2 protein-coding genes (1 of these 2 running past the window's edge) are annotated in these 22,238 nt (G+C 64.2%); both read left to right on the top strand.

Annotated elements, in window-relative coordinates; translation table 11 throughout:
• Positions 1-7,248, top strand: partial view of a non-ribosomal peptide synthetase gene (locus tag KVQ82_RS19990; protein WP_222015400.1) — the 3' portion only. It extends 5,073 nt beyond the left edge of the window; only the last 7,248 of its 12,321 coding nucleotides appear in the window; its start codon lies beyond the left edge, outside the window; its stop codon occupies positions 7,246-7,248.
• Positions 7,248-22,238, top strand: coding sequence for a non-ribosomal peptide synthase/polyketide synthase (locus tag KVQ82_RS19985; protein ID WP_222015382.1), 14,991 nt, complete (start codon positions 7,248-7,250; stop codon positions 22,236-22,238). Before KVQ82_RS19990 ends, KVQ82_RS19985 begins: the two co-directional genes overlap by 1 nt.

Below are 22,238 nucleotides of genomic sequence, written 5' to 3'. Positions count from 1 at the left end.
ATCCTCATGGACGGCTGGAGCAACTCGCAGTTGCTCGGCGAAGTGTTGCAGCGCTACAGCGGTCGCACCCCGGCCCATGGCGGCGGACGTTATCGCGATTACATCGCCTGGCTGCAACGTCAGGACGGCAAGCTCAGTCAGGACTTCTGGAGCGCTCAGTTGGCCGCGCTGCAAGAGCCGACCCGACTGGCCCGCGCCGCTACCGGCGGCGAGCGCGCCAGCGGCCACGGCGACCATTATCTGACGCTGGACGTGACGCGCACCCAGGCGCTGGAAGCGTTTGCCCGGCAGCAGAAAGTCACCGTCAACACCCTCGTGCAAGCTGCGTGGCTGCTGTTGCTGCAGCGCTACACCGGTCATGAGGCGGTGGCGTTCGGTGCGACCGTGGCCGGGCGTCCGGCGGATATGCCGGGCATCGAGCAGCAGGTCGGCCTGTTCATCAACACCCTGCCGGTGATCGGCGCGCCGCGCCCGGACCAAAGCGTTGGCCAATGGCTGCAAGCGGTGCAGGCGCAAAACCTCAGCCTGCGCGACTTCGAACACACGCCGCTGGCGGACATCCAGCGCTGGGCCGGGCAGGGCGGGGAAGCGCTGTTCGACAACATTCTGGTGTTCGAAAACTACCCGGTCGCCCAGGCGCTGAGCCAGGCCGGGCAAGGCCTGACATTTGGTGAGGTCGGTAACCTGGAGCAGACCCACTACGCCCTGAGCGTGGCGGTCACCCTCGGTCAGCAACTGGCGCTGCACTACAGCTTCGACCGCAGCCAGTTTGCCGGTGAGGTGATCGAAGGCATCAGTGCCCACCTGCTGCAGTTGCTTGAGCAATTTGCGCTGTCGGCCGAACGCAACCTCGGCGAAATCGCTCTGGCCAGCGCTGACGAGCAGGCCCGCCAGCAATCCGAAAACCAGCCGCAGCCGTACCCGCTGGACATCGCTGTGCATCAGCGCATTGCCGCGCTGGCGGTCGAGCGCCCGCAGCGCACCGCAGTGATCTTCAACGGTCAGCACTTCAGTTATGGCGAGATCGAGCAGCGTGCCAATCAATTGGCCCACGCGCTGATCGCCCGTGGCGTCGGCGCCGAGACTCGGGTCGGTGTGGCCCTGCCACGCAGCGAGGCGGTGATCGTCGCGCTGTTGGCGGTGCTCAAGGCCGGCGGTGCCTATGTGCCGCTGGACACCAGTTACCCACTTGAACGCCTGGCCTATCTGATCGAGGATTCAGGGCTGGCGCTGCTGATCAGCGATTCGTCGGTGTCGGCGCAATTGCCGGTGGCCGAATCGGTGCCATTGCTGGAGCTGGATCGTCTCGACCTGCGCGAGTTGCCGATCACGGCGCCACAGGTGCCAGTCGATCCGCATAACCTCGCGTACGTGATCTACACCTCCGGTTCCACCGGCAATCCGAAAGGCGTCAGCGTTGCCCACGGCCCCTTGGCGATGCATTGCCAGGCCATCGGTCAGCGCTACGAAATGCGCGACAGCGACTGCGAATTCCACTTCATGTCGTTCGCCTTCGACGGCGCCCACGAACGCTGGCTGACCAGCCTGACCCACGGTGCTTCGCTGCTGATTCGCGACGACACGCTGTGGACACCGGAGCAGACTTACAACGCGATGATCGAACACGGCGTGAGCGTGGTCGCGTTCCCGCCGGTGTACCTGCAACAACTGGCCGAACACGCCGAGCGTGTCGGCAACCCGCCGAAGGTGCGGATCTATTGCTTCGGTGGCGATGCGGTGCCGAACGCCAGTTTCGAACGGGTCAAACGCGCGCTCGATCCGGACTACATCATCAACGGCTACGGCCCGACCGAAACCGTGGTCACTCCGCTGATCTGGAAGGCTGGCCGTGAAGAGCCGTGCGGCGCTGCTTACGCACCGATCGGCAGCCGGATCGGCGACCGCAGCGCCTATGTGCTCGATGCCGATCTGAACCTGTTGCCGCAAGGCATGGCCGGTGAGTTGTACCTCGGTGGTACGGGGTTGGCGCGGGGGTATCTGAATCGTCCGGGGCTGACCGCCGAGCGTTTTGTCGCTGACCCGTTCAGCGCCCATGGCGGCTTGCTCTATCGCACCGGCGACCTGGTGCGCCAACGTGTCGACGGCACGTTCGACTATCTGGATCGCATCGACAATCAGGTGAAGATTCGCGGTTTCCGTATCGAACTGGGCGAAGTCGAAGCGGCGCTGCAAGCTCACGACGGTGTGCGTGAAGCGGTGGTCGTGGCGCAGGAAGGCAGCGCCGGCAGTGGCAAGCGTCTGGTGGCCTACGTGGTTGGCGATTCGGCCCGTGACGGTTTCACCGAAGACCTGCGCGCGCAGCTCAAGGCCAGCCTGCCGGCGCACATGGTGCCGGCGTATGTCCTGCGTCTTGAGCGCATGCCGCTGACGCCGAACGGCAAGCTCGATCGCAAGAACCTGCCGAAACCGGACGTCAGCCAACTGCAACAAACCTATGTCGCGCCACAGACGGCGCTGGAGCAGCAACTGGCGGCGATCTGGCAAGACGTGCTCAAGCTTGAGCAAGTCGGTGTCAGCGACAACTTCTTCGAACTGGGCGGCGATTCGATCATCTCGATTCAGGTGGTCAGCCGGGCGCGGCAGGCCGGGATTCGCTTCAGCCCCAAAGACCTGTTCCAGCACCAGACCATTCAGGCCCTGGCCGCCGTCGCGCAGACCGGCGAAGTCGTGCAGCCAATCGATCAGCGCGCGCAAACCGGCGAAACCGCGCTGCTGCCGATTCATCAGGCATTCTTCGCCGAAGCGATTCCCGACCGTCACCACTGGAACCAGTCGGTGATGCTCAAGCCGACGCAGGCGTTGGATGCTCAGGTTCTGGAGCAGGCGCTGGATGCGTTAGTCGTTCAGCACGACAGTTTGCGTCTGGAGTTTGTCGAGCAGGCCACGGGCTGGTCGGCGCACTACCGCGACGTCGCCACGCAAGCGGGGGAAACCATTCTCTGGCAAGTCGAGGTCGCTGATCTCGCCGCCCTTGAGGCACTGGGCAACAAGGCCCAGCGCAGCCTGCAACTGAGCGGCGGTTCGCTGATCCGCGCGGTGCTGGCGAACCTGGCTGATGGCAGTCAGCGCCTGCTGCTGATCGTCCATCACCTGGTGGTCGATGGCGTGTCGTGGCGGATTCTGTTTGAAGACCTGCAACGTGCTTACCGGCAGATTCTCGCCGGTCACGCCGTGCAGTTGCCGGCCAAGACCAGTGCGCTCAAAGCCTGGGCGGCGGCGTTGCAGGACTACGCCAAAACCCCTGCGTTACAGGCCGAACTGGGCTTCTGGCAGCAGCAGTTGCACGGCGCTTCGGCGGCTTTGCCTTACGACCATCCGAACGGTGGGCAGCAACACGATCAGGCGCTGACCCTGCGCCGCAAACTCGATCAGACCCTGACCCGTCAGTTGTTGCAGGAAGCCCCGGCGGCCTATCGCACCCAGGTCAACGACCTGTTGCTGACCGCACTGGCGCGGGTGCTGGTACGCTGGACCGGGGACGACAATGCCTTGGTATTGCTTGAGGGCCATGGTCGCGAAGACCTGTTCGAACACATCGATCTGACCCGCACCGTGGGCTGGTTCACCAGCGTATTCCCGGCACGCCTGGCTCCGGCCGCCGAACTCGGCGCGTCGCTCAAGCAGATCAAGGAACAGCTGCGGGCGATCCCCCACAAAGGCATCGGCTTCGGCGCACTCGCGCACCTCGGTGATGAGCCGGCGCGTGCCACCCTGCAAGCCTTGCCGGCGCCGCGCCTGACCTTCAACTATCTTGGCCAGTTCGACGGCAGCTTCGATGCTGCCAGCGATGCTCTGTTCGTGCCGACCAGCGAGTCCGGCGGCGCAGAGGTCAATTTGCAAGGGCCGCTGGGCAATCCGCTGGCGCTCAATAGCAAGGTGTTCGGCGGTGAGCTGGACCTGAGCTGGACTTACAGCGGCGCGATGTTCGACACCGCCACCATCCAGCGTCTGGCCGACGATTATGTGCAGGAACTGACCGCGCTGATCGGCCACTGCTGCGACACTGCCAACCGTGGTGTGACGCCGTCGGACTTCCCGTTGGCGCAACTGTCGCAAGCGCAACTCGACGCGCTGGTACTGGAGCCGCAAGGCATCGACGACATTTATCCGCTGTCGCCGATGCAGCAGGGCATGCTGTTCCACACCTTGCTCGAACACGGCAATGGCGACTACATCAACCAGATGCGCCTGGACGTCGACGGCGTCGATCCGCAACGCTTCCGCGCAGCGTGGCAGTCGGCGGTGGATGCGCATGACATCTTGCGCAGCGGTTTCTTCTGGCAAGGCGATCTGCCGCAACCGGTGCAAGTGGTGCAGCGTCAGGTCGAGGTGCCGTTCAGCGTACTCGACTGGCACGACAGAACTGATCTGGAGGCAGCGCTGCAAACCCTCGCCGATGAGGAGCGCGCACTGGGTCTGGACCTGAGTTGCGCACCGCTGATGCGTCTGGTGCTGGTGCGCACTGCAGCCGAGCGTTATCACTTGATCTACACCAACCATCACATCCTGATGGACGGCTGGAGCAGCGCGCAGTTGCTCGGCGAAGTGTTGCAGCACTACAGCGGCGAAGCGGTCGCCCGTGGCGCGGGTCGCTACCGTGATTACATCGCCTGGCTGCAACGTCAGGATGGCGCGGCGGCGCAAGCCTACTGGCGGGCGACGCTGGGCAATCTGCAGGAACCGACGCGCCTGGCCAATGCCATCGCACGGCCGCAGGCCGGTTTGCCGAGCGTGGGTTACGGCGATCATTACCAGGTGCTCGACGCTGAGCTGAGCCAGCGCCTGGGCGAGTTTGCCCGGGCCGCGAAAGTCACCGTCAACACCGTGGTGCAAGCGGCGTGGCTGCTGCTGTTGCAGCGCTACACCGGCAAGGATTGCGTGGCGTTCGGCGCCACCGTCGCCGGGCGTCCGGCGGAGCTGCCGGGGGCCGAAGCGCAGATCGGCCTGTTCATCAACACGCTGCCGGTGATCGCTGCGCCGTCCGCGCAGCAGAGCGTGATCGCCTGGCTGCAAGCGGTGCAGGCGCAGAACCTCGCCTCGCGCGAGTTCGAACACACGCCGCTGGCGGACATTCAGCGCTGGGCCGGGCAGGGCGGCGACGCGCTGTTCGACAGCCTGATGGTGTTCGAGAACTACCCGATCGGCGAGGCGCTGGAACGCGGTGCGCCGCAAGGTCTGCGCTTCGGCACGGTGGCCAATCAGGAGCAGACCAACTATCCGCTGACCCTGCTGGTGAACATGGGTGCGCAACTGTCGGTGCATTTCAGTTACCAGCGCGACAGCTTCGCGGCAACCAGCGTGGCGCAGTTGGGCGCGCATCTGCAGCGTCTGCTGAGCCAGATGGCGGATGGCGGCGAACGCACGCTCAGCGAGCTGAACCTGATCGAACACAGCCCTCAAGTGAATAGCGATTTCGCCACCGAGCAGTGCATCCATCAAGCCATTGCCCATCAAGTGGCGGCGACCCCGGATGCCTTGGCGGTGACCTTCGCCAATACGAAGTTGAGCTACGGTGAATTGGACGCGCAGGCCAATCGTCTGGCGCACAAGCTGCTTGAGCTGGGTGTCGGCCCGGAAGTGCGCGTGGGCGTGGCGATGCCGCGTTCCGAGCAGTTGCTGATTGCCTTGCTCGCGGTGCTCAAGGCCGGTGGCGCCTATGTGCCGCTGGACCCGGATTACCCGGCGGATCGCGTTGCCTACATGCTGGAGGACAGCCGGGCGCGGGTGTTGCTCACCGAACAGGCGGTTGCCTCGACCCTGAGCGTGCCGGGCGATACGCAAGTGCTGCTGATGGATCAGGTTTCGTTGAGCGGTTATTCGACGGTTGCGCCACAGACTGCGGTGCAACCGGACAACCTCGCCTACGTGATCTACACCTCCGGCTCCACCGGCAAACCCAAAGGCGTAGCGATTGCCCATCGCAACGTCATGGCGCTGATCGACTGGTCGGCCAAGGTCTACAGCCGTAACGACATTCAAGGCGTGCTGGCCTCGACTTCGGTGTGCTTCGACCTGTCGGTGTGGGAGCTGTTCGTCACGTTGGCCAACGGCGGCTCGCTGATCATCGCGCGTAATGCCTTGGAGCTCCCGCAACTGCCGGCCCGTGATCAGGTGCGCCTGATCAACACCGTGCCGTCGGCGATTGCCGCGCTGCAGCGTTCCGGGCAGATTCCGTCGAGCGTGCGCATCATCAATCTGGCGGGTGAACCGCTGAAGCAAGCGCTGGTGGAGGCGCTGTATCAGCAGCCGACGGTCGAGCATGTTTACGACCTGTATGGCCCGTCGGAAGACACCACCTACTCGACCTGGACCCGCCGCAGTGCCGGTGGTCAGGCGCGGATCGGGCGTGCGCTCGAGCACAGCGCCAGCCATCTGCTGGATGCCGATCTGCACGCGGTGCCGCAGGGCGTTTCGGCGGAGCTGTACCTGTCCGGCGCCGGCATCACGCGCGGTTATCTGGGACGTGCGGCAATGACCGCCGAGCGTTTCGTGCCGAATCCTTTCGGCGGCAACGGCGAGCGCCTGTACCGCACCGGCGACCTGATTCGTCAGCGCGAGGAGGGCGAGCTGGAGTACATGGGCCGGATCGACCATCAGGTGAAAATTCGTGGATTCCGCATCGAACTGGGGGAGATCGAGGCGCGATTGCTCGCCCAGCCGACGGTCAGCGAAGCGGCGGTGCTGGCCGTCGACAGCGACAGTGGGGCGCAACTGGTGGCGTATGTGGTCGCCCCACAACTGGAGATGCACGACGGGGACGCGCAGCGGCAACTGCGCGAGGGACTAAAGACTGGCCTCAAATCTTCGTTACCTGACTACATGATTCCCGCGCACCTGCTGTTCCTTGAGCAGTTGCCACTGACCCCCAACGGCAAACTCGACCGCAAGGCCCTGCCGGCGGTCGATGCCAGCCAGATGCAGGCCGCGTATGTCGCGCCGCACAGTGAGCTTGAGCAACAGGTCGCGGCGATCTGGCAGCAAGTGCTCGAAGTGCAGCGCATCGGTCTGAACGATCACTTCTTCGAACTCGGTGGGCACTCGCTGCTGGCGGTCAACGTGGTGTCGCGCATGGCCCTTGAACTGGGCCTGACGCTGACCCCGCAACTGTTATTTCAGCACCCCGTCCTGAGCGATTTTGTCGCTCGACTCGATACAGGAGGCGGGGCAATCAACGAACAGAAACTGAGCAAGCTGGAAGCCCTGCTTGACGATATGGAGGAAGTCTGATGGACAAGAGTGTTGCTTTGAGGGTAGCCAAGCGCTTTATCACTCTGCCGCTGGACAAACGTAAGCTGTACCTGGAAAAGATGCTCGAAGAGGGCGTCTCTCCGGCCAACCTGCCGATCCCGGAAACACGTTCCGGGTTTGCGGCGATTCTTCTGTCGTACGCTCAGGAACGTCAACTGTTCCTCTGGCAAATGGACCCGCACAGCACCGCGTATCACATCCCCAGCGCCCTGCGCCTCAAGGGCCGGCTGGATGTGGCAGCGCTGCAACGCAGCTTCAACGCGGTGGCGGCGCGTCACGAAAGCCTGCGCACCACTTTCGCCGAGCAGGGTGAAAGCTTTTGCCAGGTGATTCATCCGCAGCTGCCGCTGAGCATCAGCCTGACGCCATTGCCGGAGGGCCTCGACGCCGCCGGGGAAGACGCCGCGATCAAGGCCTTCGTCGAAAGCGCAACCGCACGCCCGTTCAATTTGCAGCAGGGCCCGCTGCTGCGGGTGGCGTTGCTCGAAGTGGCGGAAGACGACCATGTGCTGGTGTTGATCCAGCACCACATCATCGCCGATGGCTGGTCGATCAAAGTCCTGGTCAACGAGCTGATCCAGCATTACGCCGCCGACACCGCCGGGCAGCCGCTGAGCCTGCCGGAACTGGAAGTGCAATACGCCGACTACGCGATCTGGCAGCGCCACTGGCTGGAAGCGGGCGAGCGCGAGCGCCAGTTGGCCTACTGGGTCAAGACCCTGGGCGGCGAGCAGCCGGTGCTGGAACTGCCGATCGATTTCCCGCGTCCGGCCGTGCAAAGCCTGCGCGGTGCGCGGCTGGAACTGAACCTGCCGGCAGACCTCGGCGACGCCCTCAAACAGCTGGCGCAGCGCGAAGGTGCGAGCCTGTTCATGCTGCTGCTGGCGTCGTTTCAGGCGCTGCTGCATCGCTACAGCGGTCAGGCGCAGATTCGCGTCGGGGTGCCGACCGCCAACCGTAACCGGGTCGAGACCGAAGGCCTGATCGGCTTCTTCGTCAACACGCAAGTGCTGAATGCCGAAGTCAGCGGGCAATTGCCGTTCAACCAGTTGCTGGCTCAGGTCAAGCAGGCGGCGATGGATGCGCAGGCCCATCAGGATCTGCCGTTCGAGCAACTGATCGAAGCGCTGCAACCGGAGCGCAGCCTGAGCCACAGCCCGGTGTTCCAGGTGATGTTCAACCACCAGACCAGTCGCGATCAGGGCCGCAGCGCCGCGCAGTTACCGCAACTGAGTGTCGAGGACGTGCAGTGGGAAGGGCGCACCGCGCAGTTCGACCTGACGCTGAATACCTACGAGTCCAGCGACGGCTTTGCCGCCGAGCTGACCTACGCCACCGATCTGTTCAAAGCTGAAACCGTCGAGCGTCTGGCGCGTCACTGGCAGAACCTGCTGCGTGGCATCGTCGCCGCGCCGAGCCAGCGCGTCGGCGAATTGCCGTTGCTGGAAAGCGCCGAACACGGCGTGCTGTTGCAGGACTGGTTGCGCAGCGCCGACCGCACTGCGCTAGCCGAATGCGTGCAGCAGGATTTCTCGCGGCGTGCGCAGCAAACGCCGCAGGCCACTGCACTGATCATCGGCGAAGACGTGCTGAGCTACGGCGAGCTGGATGCCCGCTCGAGTCAACTGGCGCACAAGCTGATCGAGGCCGGCGTCGGCCCGGATCAACTGGTTGGCATCGCCGTCGAGCGCAGCGCGGAAATGATCGTCGGCCTGCTGGCGATCCTCAAGGCTGGCGGTGCTTATGTGCCGCTGGATCCGGCGTATCCGCAGGATCGTCTGGCCTACATGATCGAGGATAGCGGCCTGCCATTGCTGCTGACCCAAAGCCATTTGCAGACGCAGCTGCCGATCCCGCCGGGTGTGCAAACGCTGCTGCTGGATCAACCTCGCGAGTGGCTGGCGGCTTATCCACAGAGCGCGCCGGACGTTGCAGTCAATGGCGAGCATCTGGCCTACACGATCTACACCTCCGGTTCCACCGGCAAACCGAAAGGCGTGATGGTGCGCCACGCGGCGCTGAGCAACTTTGTCGCGAGCATGATCAAGCAGCCGGGCATCGTGGCGACGGATCGCGTGCTGTCGCTGACCACGTTCTCGTTCGATATTTTCGGCCTGGAAATCTACGGCCCATTGCTGGCCGGCGCTTGTGTGGTGCTGACTGGCAAGGATGTGCATCAAGACCCGCAAGCGGTGCTCGAACTGATCGAGCGTCATGCCGTGACGGCGCTGCAAGCCACGCCTTCGACCTGGCGCATGCTGCTGGACAACGAACAGGCGCCCATCCTTTCGGGCCGCACGTTCCTCTGTGGCGGTGAAGCGCTGCCGCAGGAACTGGCGCAACGCATGCTCGCACTGACGCCGAGGGTGTGGAACCTCTACGGCCCGACCGAAACCACTATCTGGTCGGCGCAGCACGCCTTGAGTGCGGACAACAGCCGTCCATTCCTCGGCACGCCGATCGACAACACCGCGTTGTACATCCTCGGCAGCGACCTGGAGCTCAATCCGCTCGGCGCCCCGGGGGAATTGCTGATCGGCGGCGACGGCCTCGCTCGTGGTTACTTCCAGCGCCCGAGCCTGACTGCCGAACGCTTTGTCCCGGATCCCTTTTCGACGACCGGCGCGCGTCTGTACCGCACCGGTGACTTGACCCGTTACCGCGCCGAAGGCGTGATCGAGTACATCGGGCGGATCGACCATCAGGTGAAAATCCGTGGTTTCCGGATTGAACTCGGCGAGATCGAAGCGCGTTTGCTCGCCCTCGATAGCGTGCGCGAAACCGTCGTAGTCGCTCAGGACGGCCCGACCGGACCGCAACTGGTCGGCTATGTGGTGCCGACCGCCGACGCTTTTGATGAAGGCGGACTGCGCGCCGCATTGAAAGCCAGCCTCAAGGCCGAGCTGCCGGAATACATGGTGCCGGCGCACCTGTTGTTCCTCGCGCAACTGCCACTGACGCCGAACGGTAAAGTCGACCGCAAAGCCTTGCCGGCGCCCGACGCCAGCCAACTGCAATCGACTTACATCGCGCCGCAAACCGCCACTCAGCACAGCGTCGCCGAGATCTGGCAAGCGGTGCTCAAGCTCGATCGCGTGGGTCTGAGTGACAACTTCTTCGAACTGGGCGGCCACTCGTTGCTGGTCACGCAAGTGGTCTCGCGGGTGCGTCAGGCGCTGAACGTTCAAGTGCCGCTGCGCACGTTGTTCGAACACAGCACGCTGGAAGACTTTGTCGCCGCGCTGGGTGTCGATCAGGCGCATCGGGAGCCGCCGATTGTTGCCTTGCCACGCCAGCAACCGCTGGCGCTGTCCTATGCCCAGGAGCGTCAATGGTTCCTCTGGCAACTGGAACCGACCAGCACCGCTTATCACGTGCCGGCGGCGTTGCGTCTGCGCGGTGAGCTGGATCTGCCGGCGTTGCAGCGCAGCTTCGACGCGCTGATCGAGCGCCACGAATCGCTGCGCACCTGCTTCGTCGAACAGCAGGGGCAGACCCTGCAAGTGATCCAGGCTCACGGCACGCTCGATCTGCAGGTGCAGGACGTGGCGGCGGAGCTCGACGAGGCGGCGCTGCAAGCGCGAGTCGCCGCCGAAACCCTGCACCTGTTCAATCTGCAGCAAGGCCCGTTGCTGCGGGTCAAACTGCTGCGTCTGGCCGCCGATGACCACGCGTTGGTCATCACCCTGCATCACATCGTCTCCGACGGCTGGTCGATGAATGTCATGGTCGATGAGCTGGTGGCGTTGTATGCCGCCTACAGCCAAGGCCAGAACGTGCAATTGCCGGCGCTGCCGGTGCAATACGCCGACTACGCCGCGTGGCAGAAACAGTGGATGGACGCCGGTGAACGCGAGCGGCAATTGAGCTACTGGACCGCACAACTCGGCGATGGCGATCAACCGCTGCTGGAGCTGCCGACCGACCGTCCGCGTCCAGCCGAGCAGAGCTATCGTGGCGCCCGTCGCGAGATCCCGCTGAGCCTCGAACTGGCCACCGCGCTCAAGCACCTGGCGCAGCGCGAGAACGTCACGCTGTTTGCGCTGTTGCTGGCGTCGTTCCAGACCCTGCTGCATCGCTACAGCGGTCAGGCCGATATCCGCGTCGGGGTGCCGGTGGCCAACCGCAACCGGGTCGAGACCGAAGGCCTGATCGGTTTCTTCGTCAACACCCAGGTACTCAAGGCCGAGTTCGACAGTCAGCAGACGTTCCGCAGCCTGCTGCAGCAAGTGAAAAATACGGTGCTCGGCGCCCAGGCGCATCAGGATCTGCCGTTCGAACAACTGGTCGACGCGCTGCAACCGGAGCGCAGCCTCAGCCACAGCCCGCTGTTCCAGGTGATGCACAACCACCAGAGCCAGGTGCGCCAGGCGCAGGGCGCCACGCGGCTGCCAAAACTGGCGATTGAAGGCTTGCCGTGGGCGTCCAGTACTGCGCAGTTCGACTTGACCCTGAACACCTTTGAATCGAGCGACAACGTCTGGGCCGAGGTGACCTATGCCACCGACCTGTTCGACGTCGAAACCATCGAACGCCTGGCGCAACACTGGACCCATCTGCTGCAAGGCATCGTTGCCGACAGCGCTCAGCGCATTGCCGAACTGCCGCTGCATGACGCCGCCGAACACGCGGCGACCCTGCGCCAGTGGAACCCGTGCATCCGCGATTTCCCAAGCGAACAGTGCCTGCATCAACGGATCGAACAACAAGCCGCCCGCGCCCCGCAAGCGATTGCCGTGAGCTGTGCCGGGCAGTCCCTGAGCTACGGCGAGCTCAACAGTCGCGCCAACCAGTTGGCCCACAAGCTGATTGCCAGCGGTGTCGGCCCGGACGTGCGCGTCGGTCTGGCGGTGGAGCGCAGCCTCGACATGCTGGTCGGCCTGCTGGCGATTCTCAAGGCCGGCGGCGCCTATGTGCCGCTGGACCCGACGTACCCGGAGGAACGCCTGAGCTACATGATCGGCGACAGCGGCATCGCCTTGCTGCTGACCCAGAGTCATCTGCTGGGTCGTCTGCCGGTGCCGGATTCGCTGCGCAGCCTGATGCTCGATCAGGAGCGAGACGGTCTGGAAGGCTACAGCGACAGCAATCCGCAGGTACGCATGAGCCCGGACAACCTTGCTTACGTGATCTACACCTCCGGTTCCACCGGTCAGCCGAAGGGTACGTTGCTGGCCCATCGCAACGTGCTGCGCCTGTTTGAGGCCACTGATGCGTGGTTCGATTTCGGTGCCGCGGATGTCTGGAGCCTGTTCCATTCCTACGCCTTCGATTTCTCGGTGTGGGAGGTTTTTGGGGCGCTGCTGTATGGCGGCAAACTGCTGGTGGTGCCTTACGAGGTCAGCCGCTCGCCGGAAGATTTCTTCGCCTTGCTTTGCCGCGAAGGTGTCACCGTGCTCAATCAGACGCCGTCGGCGTTCAAGCAATTGATGCAAGTGGCCTGCGCCCCGCAGCACGCGGCGCAAGCACTGGCGCTGCGTTACGTGGTGTTCGGCGGTGAGGCGCTGGAGGTCAAGAGCCTGCGTCCATGGTTCGAGCGTTTCGGCGATCAGGCACCGCAACTGATCAACATGTACGGCATCACCGAAACCACCGTGCACGTGACCTACCGGCCGATTTCGCTGTCCGACTTGCAGCGTGATGCCAGCAGTCCGATTGGCGAACCGATCCCGGACCTGTCCTGGTACTTGCTCGACGGAGATCTGAACCCGGTCGCCAAAGGCTGCATCGGTGAGCTGTACGTCGGTCGCGCCGGCCTGGCTCGCGGTTACTTGAACCGCGCGGATCTTACCAGCCTGCGCTTCATTCCCGACCCGTTCGCCGCCGATGGCGGGCGTCTTTACCGTACCGGTGACCTGGCGCGCTATCGCGCCGACGGCGTGATCGAATACATCGGCCGGATCGACCATCAGGTGAAAATTCGCGGGTTCCGTATCGAACTCGGCGAGATCGAAGCGCAACTGTTGGAACAGGCTGCCGTGCGCCAGGCCGTGGTGCTGGCGCAGCCGGGCCTCAGCGGTCAGCAACTGGTGGCGTATCTGGTGCCAGGCGACGCCGCGCTACTCGACGCGAGCCCGGCCGAACAGGCGTTGTGGCGCGACAGCGTGCGCGCCGAACTCAAGGCCAATCTGCCGGATCACATGGTCCCGGCGCACCTGTTGCTGCTGGCGCAATTGCCGTTGACCGCCAACGGCAAACTCAACCGCAATGCCTTGCCGTCACCGGACGCCAGCCAGGCGCAGCAGACCTATCAGGCGCCGCAAAGCGCGATGGAGCAGGGGCTGGCCGCGATCTGGCAGGACGTGCTGAAGTTGCCGCAAGTCGGCATCCACGACAATTTCTTCGAATTGGGTGGCGACTCGATCATCTCGATTCAGGTGGTCAGCCGTGCCCGTCAGGCCGGCATTCGCCTCAATCCCAAAGACCTGTTCCAGCACCAGACCTTGCAGCGTCTGGCACTGGTCGCGCAGTGGGGTGGCGACGAGTCGACGATTGATCAGCAAGCCGCGAGCGGTGCAGCGTTGCTGCTGCCGATCCAGCAGCAGTTCTTCGCCGACGAAATTCCGCAGCGTCATCACTGGAACCAGTCGGTGCTGCTGCAACCGCGGCAGGCGCTGGACGCTGAAAAACTCGAGCAAGTGTTGCGCGCACTGGTGGCTCATCACGATGCCTTGCGCCTGAGCTTCACCCAGCGCGATGGCGTGTGGCAGGCCGAGCACCGCGCGGTCGAAGCGCTGCCGCAGAACCTGCTCTGGCAGGAACACGTCGCCGATGCCGCCGCCCTTGAGGCCTTGGGCAATCGCGCCCAGCGCAGCCTCGATCTGCAACACGGACCGTTGCTGCGGGCGGTGCTGGCAACTCTGGCCGATGGCACTCAGCGTCTGCAGTTGGTGATTCATCACTTGGCGGTGGACGGCGTGTCGTGGCGGATTCTGCTGGAGGATCTGCAAAACGCTTATCAGCAATTGCTGAATGATCAGCCGTTGAGCCTGCCGTCCCGAACCAGTGCGTTCAAGGACTGGGGTGAGCACTTGCAGCGCTACGCTAACAGCCCGGCGTTGCAGGCCGAACTCGGTTATTGGCAGGCCTGCCTGAGCGATGTGAGTACCGATCTGCCGTGCAAACGCGTTGACGCCAGCGAGGACAATTGTCTGGCCCAGACCGTGCAGACCCGGCTCGGCGCCGAACTGACGCGGCAATTGCTGCAAGAGGCCCCGGCGGCGTACCGCACCCAGGTCAACGATCTGTTGCTGACGGCATTGGCGCGGGTCATCGGCCGCTGGAGCGGGCAGGCGTCGACGCTGATCCAGCTCGAAGGCCATGGTCGCGAAGAACTGTTCGACGGTGTCGATCTGACCCGCACGGTGGGCTGGTTCACCAGTCTGTTCCCGGTGCGCCTGACACCGGCAGACACGCTTGGCGAGTCGATCAAGCAGATCAAGGAACAACTGCGCTCGATCCCCAACAAGGGCATCGGTTTTGGCGCCTTGCGTTACCTCGGTGATGCGCAGGCGCAGCAGAGCTTGCAGGCCTTGCCGAGCCCGCGCATCACCTTCAACTACCTTGGGCAGTTCGACGGCAGTTTCGCTGGCGACGAGGCGGCGCTGTTTGTGCCGTCGCCGGACAACGCCGGCCTCGATCAGAGCCCGGAGGCGCCGCTGGGCAACTGGTTGACCCTCAACGGTCAAGTGTATGGCGGCGAGCTGCGGGTCGGCTGGACGTTCAGCCGTGAGCGTTTCGACAGCGCGGTGATCGAAGCTTTGGCCGCAGATTACGCCGCAGAACTCGCAGCGTTGATCGGCCATTGCCTGACCCCGGGCGTTGAAGGCCTGACCCCGTCGGACTTCCCATTGGCCGGCCTGACGCAGGCGCAGCTCGATCAGTTCCCGCTGGCGCCACGCCAGGTCGCCGATGTGTATCCGCTGTCGGCGATGCAGCAGGGCATGTTGTTCCACAGTCTCTACGAGCAGGCCACCGGCGATTACATCAACCAGGTCCGGCTCGATGTCGAAGGCCTCGATCCGCCACGCTTCCAGCAAGCCTGGCAAGCGGCGGTGGACAACCACGACATCCTGCGCAGCAGTTTTGTCTGGCAGGGTGAACTGGCGCGTCCGGTGCAGGTGGTGCACAAGCAGCTGGACATGCCGTTCTGCGTGCTCGACTGGCGTGATCGCGACGATTGTCAGAGCGATCTGAATGCACTGGCGGCGGCCGAACAGGCGCAAGGTTTCGACCTGAGCCAGGGGCCACTGTTGCGTATGCTCGTGGTGCGTCTGGACGAGCAGCGTTGCCATTTGATCTACACCAACCACCACATCCTGATGGACGGCTGGAGCAACTCGCAGTTGCTCGGCGAAGTCCTGCAACGCTACAGCGGGGTTGCCCAGCCGCCACTGGCCGGGCGTTACCGCGATTACATCGAATGGCTGCAGCGCCAGGACGTGCAGGCCAGCGAACGTTACTGGACCGCGCAACTGGCTGACCTGCAAGCGCCGACCTTGCTCGCACAAGCGTTGCAGGCGCAGCGCGGCGATGCACCGCGCGACGGCCACGGCGAGCATTTCTGCGTGCTCGACGCTGAGCAGACGCGGCGTCTGGGCGAGTTCGCGCGCCAGCAGAAAGTCACCCTCAACACGCTGATTCAGGCGGCATGGCTGCTGCTGTTGCAGCGCCTGACCGGCCAGCCGTGTGTGGCGTTCGGCGCCACGGTGGCGGGGCGTCCGGCCGAGCTCAAAGGGGTCGAGCAGCAGATCGGTCTGTTCATCAACACCTTGCCGGTCATCGCCAGTCCGCAGTCGCCCTCGAGCGTTGGCGAATGGTTGCAGAGCGTGCAGGCGCAGAACCTGGCCTTGCGCGAGCATGAGCACACCCCGCTGTTCGACATTCAGCGCTGGGCCGAGCGCAACGGTGAGGCGCTGTTCGACAACATTCTGGTGTTCGAGAACTACCCGGTGTCCGAGGCGCTGGCGCAGGGCGCACCGCAAGAACTGCGCTTCGGTGAAATCCACAATCATGAGCAGACCAACTATCCGCTGACGCTGTTGGTGCACTTGAGCGACGAATTGTCGATGCACTTCAGCTACCAGTGCGAAAGCTTTGCCGCGCACAGCGTGGTGCAGCTGGCCGGGTATCTGCAGCGCTTGCTCGGGCAGATGAGCGAGTCGGGGCAGCGTTCGCTCAGCGAGCTGAACCTTATCGAGCACAGCCCGCAGGTGAATACCGACTTCTCCACCGATCTGTGCATCCATCAAGCCATCGCCCGTCAGGTGGCGGCGACCCCGGATGCCTTGGCGGTGACCTTCGCCCATACGCAACTGACCTACGCCGAGCTGGACGCGCAGGCCAATCGCCTGGCGCATAAACTGCTTGAGTTGGGTGTCGGCCCGGAAGTGCGCGTGGGCGTGGCAATGCCGCGTTCCGAGCAGTTGCTGGTCGCCTTGCTCGCGGTGCTCAAGGCTGGTGGCGCTTACGTGCCGCTGGACCCGGACTACCCGGCGGATCGCGTGGCTTACATGCTCGAAGACAGTCGGGCGCGGGTGTTGCTCACCGAGCAGGCCGTTGCCGCGACTCTGAGTGTGCCGGGCGATACGCAAGTGCTGCTGATGGATCAGCTTTCGTTGAGCGCTTTTCCGAGCAGCGCGCCGCAAACATCGGTCGCTCCGGACAACCTCGCCTACGTGATCTACACCTCCGGTTCCACCGGCAAACCAAAAGGCGTGGCGATTGCCCATCGCAACGTCATGGCGCTGATCGATTGGTCGGCCAAGGTCTACCGCCGCGAGGACATTCAAGGCGTGTTGGCCTCGACGTCGGTGTGCTTCGACCTGTCGGTCTGGGAGCTGTTTGTCACTCTGGCTAACGGTGGTTCGCTGATCATCGCGCGTAATGCCTTGGAGCTCCCGCAACTGCCGGCCCGTGATCAGGTGCGCCTGATCAACACCGTGCCGTCGGCGATTGCCGCGCTGCAGCGTTCCGGGCAGATTCCGTCGAGCGTGCGCATCATCAATCTGGCGGGTGAACCGCTGAAGCAAGCGCTGGTGGAGGCGCTGTATCAGCAGCCGACGGTCGAGCATGTTTACGACCTGTATGGCCCGTCGGAAGACACCACCTACTCGACCTGGACCCGCCGCAGTGCCGGTGGTCAGGCGCGGATCGGGCGTGCGCTCGAGCACAGCGCCAGCCATCTGCTGGATGCCGATCTGCACGCGGTGCCGCAGGGCGTTTCGGCGGAGCTGTACCTGTCCGGCGCCGGCATCACGCGCGGTTATCTGGGGCGTGCGGCGATGACCGCCGAGCGCTTCGTGCCGAATCCTATCGGCGGCAACGGCGAGCGCCTGTACCGCACCGGCGACCTGATTCGTCAGCGCGAGGAGGGCGAGCTGGAGTACATGGGCCGGATCGACCATCAGGTGAAAATTCGCGGCTTGCGTATCGAGCTGGGCGAAATTGAAGCGCGTCTGCTGGCGCATGCCGCCGTGCGTGAAGCGGTGGTCGTCGCCAGCGAAGTCTCGGGCAGTCAGCAACTGATTGCCTATCTGGTGCCGAGCGATCCGGCGATCATCGAGGCCAGCGTCGAGCAACAGGCTGCACTGCAGCAAACCCTCGGCAACTGGCTGGGCGCAACCCTGCCGGATTACATGGTGCCGAGCCATCGCCTGTGGCTGGCGCAGCTGCCGCTGACCCCCAACGGCAAGATCGATCGCAAGCGCCTGCCAGCACTGGAGCTGAGTTCCGCGCAGTTGCATGTCGAACCGGCGAATGCCACCGAGCAGGCGCTGGTGGAGATCTGGAAGGAGGTATTGGGCCTTGAGCAGGTCAGCACCCATGACAGTTTCTTTGCCTTGGGCGGCGACTCGATCATCTCGATTCAGGTGGTCAGTCGCGCCCGTCAGCAAGGGCTGGAGCTGAGCCCGAAAGACCTGTTCCAGCAACCGACCATTCAGCAACTGGCCCTGTGCGTGCAGGCTGCCGAAGGGCGTTTGGCGCCGGCGCTGATCGACCTGCCGCTGCACGGCTTGAGCGAGGCGCAAGTGGCGCAATTGCCACTGCCGGCCGGGCAACTGGACGGGCTCTATCGCTTGTCACCGATGCAGCAGGGCATGCTGTTCCTCGGCCTGAATTCGCCGGAATCCGATCTCTACGTCAACCAGTTGAGCGTTCCTGTGCAGGGCCTTGAGCCGCTGCGTCTGCAGGCCGCGTGGGAAAGCGTCAGCCGTCGCCACGACATTCTGCGCACCGGTTTCCTCTGGCAAGACATGGCCGAGCCGCTGCAATTCGTACTCGCCGATCCGCAGTTGCCGTTCAGTCTGCTTGACTGGCGTGAGCAGGATCATTCGGCCGAGGCCTTGCAAGGTCTGGCGGATGCCGAGCGGGCCAAGGGCTTCGACCTTGACCAGCCACCGCTGCAACGGCTGACGCTGGTGCAAGTCAGCGAGCACAGCTATCAGCTGATCTGGACCTACCATCACATTCTGATCGACGGCTGGAGCAGTTCGCAGTTGATCGGTGAGGTGCTGAGCCAGTATTCCGGACGACCACTGGCCGACGCGGTGCCGTATCGCGGTTACATCAACTGGCTGCAACAGCAGGACGCGAACGCCAGCGAAGGTTTCTGGCGTCAGCACCTGAGCCGGCTCGACGAGCCGACCTATCTGGCGGACGCAGTGACGCGTACCGGCAGCGGTCGCGGTCACCAGGCGCTGTACAGCCGTCTGGGCGAGGCCCGCACCGAACAGTTGAAAGCCTTTGCCCAGTCGCAGCAGGTCACCCTCAACACCTTGGTGCAGGGGGCGTGGCTGGTGCTGCTCAGCCGTTACAGCGGCCAGCGTTGCGTGGCGTTCGGCGCCACGGTGGCGGGGCGTCCGGCGAGCCTGCCGGCCTCGGAATCGATCCTCGGCCTGTTCATCAACACCTTGCCGGTGATCAAGGACGTGCCGGCCGAGCAGGCCGTGGGCGCCTGGTTGCGCGAGTTGCAGGATTTCAACCTGGAACTGCGCGAGCGCGAGTACACCCCGCTGACCGACGTCCAGCGTTGGGGCGGGCGTGCCGGGCAGTCGCTGTTCGACAGCATCATCGTGTTCGAAAACCACCCGATCGATCAGGCGCTGCGCGAGTGGCGCGATGATTCGCTGAAGTTTGGCGAGATCAATAACTCGGGCCTGACCAACTTCCCGATGGACCTGATGGTCACCCTCGAAGACGGGTTGGTGATCGAGTACATGTTCCTGCGCGAACATTTTGATCTGGCGACCGTGGAGGGCATCCGCAGCAACATGGAAGGCCTGCTCACGGCACTGGTTCAGGACGCCGGGCAGGCGCTGGGACGCATCGGTCTGCCGACCGGGCAAGTCGCGTCCACGCCGGACGTTGTCGCGCAAACGCAGACCACGCTGGTGCACCAGCGCATTGCCGGGTGGGCTGCGCAGCGGGCCGAACAAACCGCCGTGATCTTCAATGAGCAAGCCTTCAGTTATGGCCAGATCGAAGCGCGGGCCAATCGTCTGGCGCATGCGCTGATCGCCGAAGGTGTCGGTCCGGAAGTGCGGGTCGGTGTGGCCCTGCCACGCAGCGAAAACATGATCGTCGCGCTGTTGGCGGTGCTCAAGGCCGGTGGTGCCTACGTGCCGCTGGACGCGACCTATCCGCGCGAACGCTTGAGCTATTTGATGCACGATTCGGGCATCGCTTTGCTGCTCAGCGATTCGAGTCTGCGTCAGGTGCTGCCGACCCAGGCCAACCTGCAGGTGCTGGAACTCGATCAGCTGGATCTGCGCGCTCGGCCGGATTCGGCGCCGCAGGTCGCGGTGCAGCCGGGCAACCTGGCCTACGTGATCTACACCTCCGGCTCCACCGGTCAGCCGAAAGGTGTCGGCGTGGCGCACGGGCCGCTGGCGATGCACTGCCAGGCGATCGGCCAGCGTTACGAAATGAGCGCGGCCGATTGCGAGTTGCACTTCATGTCGTTCGCCTTCGACGGCGCGCATGAGCGGTGGCTGACCACCCTGACTCACGGCGCGCGTTTGCTGATCCGTGACGACAGCCTGTGGACGGCCGAACAAACCTACGACGCCCTGCATCAGCATGGCGTGACTGTGGCCGCGTTCCCGCCGGTGTATCTGCAACAACTGGCTGAACACGCTGAGCAGCACGGCAATCCGCCGCCGGTACGGATCTACTGCTTCGGCGGGGATGCGGTGCCGGTGGCGAGTTTCGAACTGGCCAAACGCGCACTGCAACCGCAGTACATCATCAACGGCTATGGCCCGACTGAAACGGTGGTCACGCCGCTGATCTGGAAGGCCGCGGTCGACGATCAATGCGCCGCGGCCTATGCGCCGATCGGCAGCGTGGTCGGCGAGCGCAGCGGTTATGTGCTCGACAGCGATCTCAACCCGCTGCCGGCCGGCATTGCCGGTGAGTTGTACCTGGGTGGCGCGTTGGCGCGCGGTTATCTGGGGCGTGCCGGTGGCACCGCCGAACGTTTCGTTGCCAACCCATTCAGTGCCGACGGCAGTCGCCTGTACCGCACCGGCGACCTGGTGCGCCAACGTGCCGACGGCACTGTCGACTATCTCGGGCGGATCGACCATCAGGTGAAAATCCGTGGTTTCCGCATCGAGCTGGGTGAAATCGAAGCGCGCCTCAAGCAGCAGCCGGGCGTGCGTGACGCTGCCGTGGTGGCCCGCGAGGGCGTCAGCGGCAAGCAACTGCTCGGCTATGTACTGGCCGCTGCCGAGACGCCAGCCGACGGCTTGGGCGAACGTCTGCGCGAGCAACTCAAGGCCAGCCTGCCGGATTACATGGTGCCGGCACACCTGATGGTGCTTGAGCGCATGCCGCTGACGCCGAACGGCAAACTCGACCGCAAGGCCCTGCCGAATCCGGACGCCGAACAGCGGCTGGCCTACGTCGAGCCGCGCACCGAGCTGGAAAAAGCCCTGGCGAAGATCTGGCAGGAAGTGCTGAAAATCGAACGGGTCGGGCTCAGCGACAACTTCTTCGAACTGGGTGGCGATTCGATCCTCAGCCTGCAAGTGGTGGCCCGCAGCCGTGTGCTCAAGGCTCAGGGCCTGAGCCTGAAACTGCGCGATCTGATGCAGAAACCGAGCATCGGCGAACTGGTAGCGAGCGTTCAGGGCACGGCGGAAAAAGCCTCCGGGTTGCTGGCGATGAACGCCGAGGTCAAGGGCGTGGCGCCGCTGTTCTGCCTCCACGCCGGTTTCGGCACGGTGTTCGACTACGAGCCGCTGGCGCGGCGCCTGAGCGGTCAACGCCAGCTGTTGGCGATTCAGTCGCGGATGCTGCTGGATCCGGCGTTCAACGACACCTCGCTGCAGGAAATGGCCAGTGATTACCTGGCGCAGATTCGCCAGAAACAGCCGCAGGGGCCTTACCACCTGTTGGGCTGGTCGCTGGGCGGTACGCTGGCGATGTTGATCGCCGCGCAACTGGAGCAGGCCGGGCAACAGGTCAAGTTTGTCGGGCTGGTCGACAGCTTCGTGCCGTCGGCGGCGGTCGACGCCGGGGCTGTCGATGACTGGCAAGCCGACCTGCGCGATTTCCTGCAGGTGACACTGCCGGACGCCGCACCGGGCCTGTCCATCGACGGTGAAGAAACGCCGCACAACCTGCGTGCGCTGTTCAAGCGTGCCATGAGTGCCGAGCGCGGGGCGTCGACTTACGTGGCGCTGGGTGCCGAAGAACTGGCGCATGTGTTCAGTGTGGCGCGCCGGCTCAAGCAGCTGTCGCGCAAGCTTGAGCGTTGTGCGCCGTTGACCGTCAACCCGACGTGCTGGTGGACCTTGGGTCGCGAAGCCGAGGCACTGGAGCTGGCGGCGCAACTCGACCAGCCGGGCATGGGCGGTGAATGGCTGGATTGCGGGCACTTCCAGATCCCGCGCGATGAAACTTTCCTGTCCGAGGCTGAAGAAATGCTCGGCCAGATCGTTGAATCAGTAGTCATGTCCTGA

The organism is Pseudomonas sp. AO-1 (assembly GCF_019775695.1).
GTDB classification, from domain to species: domain Bacteria; phylum Pseudomonadota; class Gammaproteobacteria; order Pseudomonadales; family Pseudomonadaceae; genus Aquipseudomonas; species Aquipseudomonas parakoreensis.
This window is presented reverse-complemented; position numbering and strand designations above follow the sequence as displayed.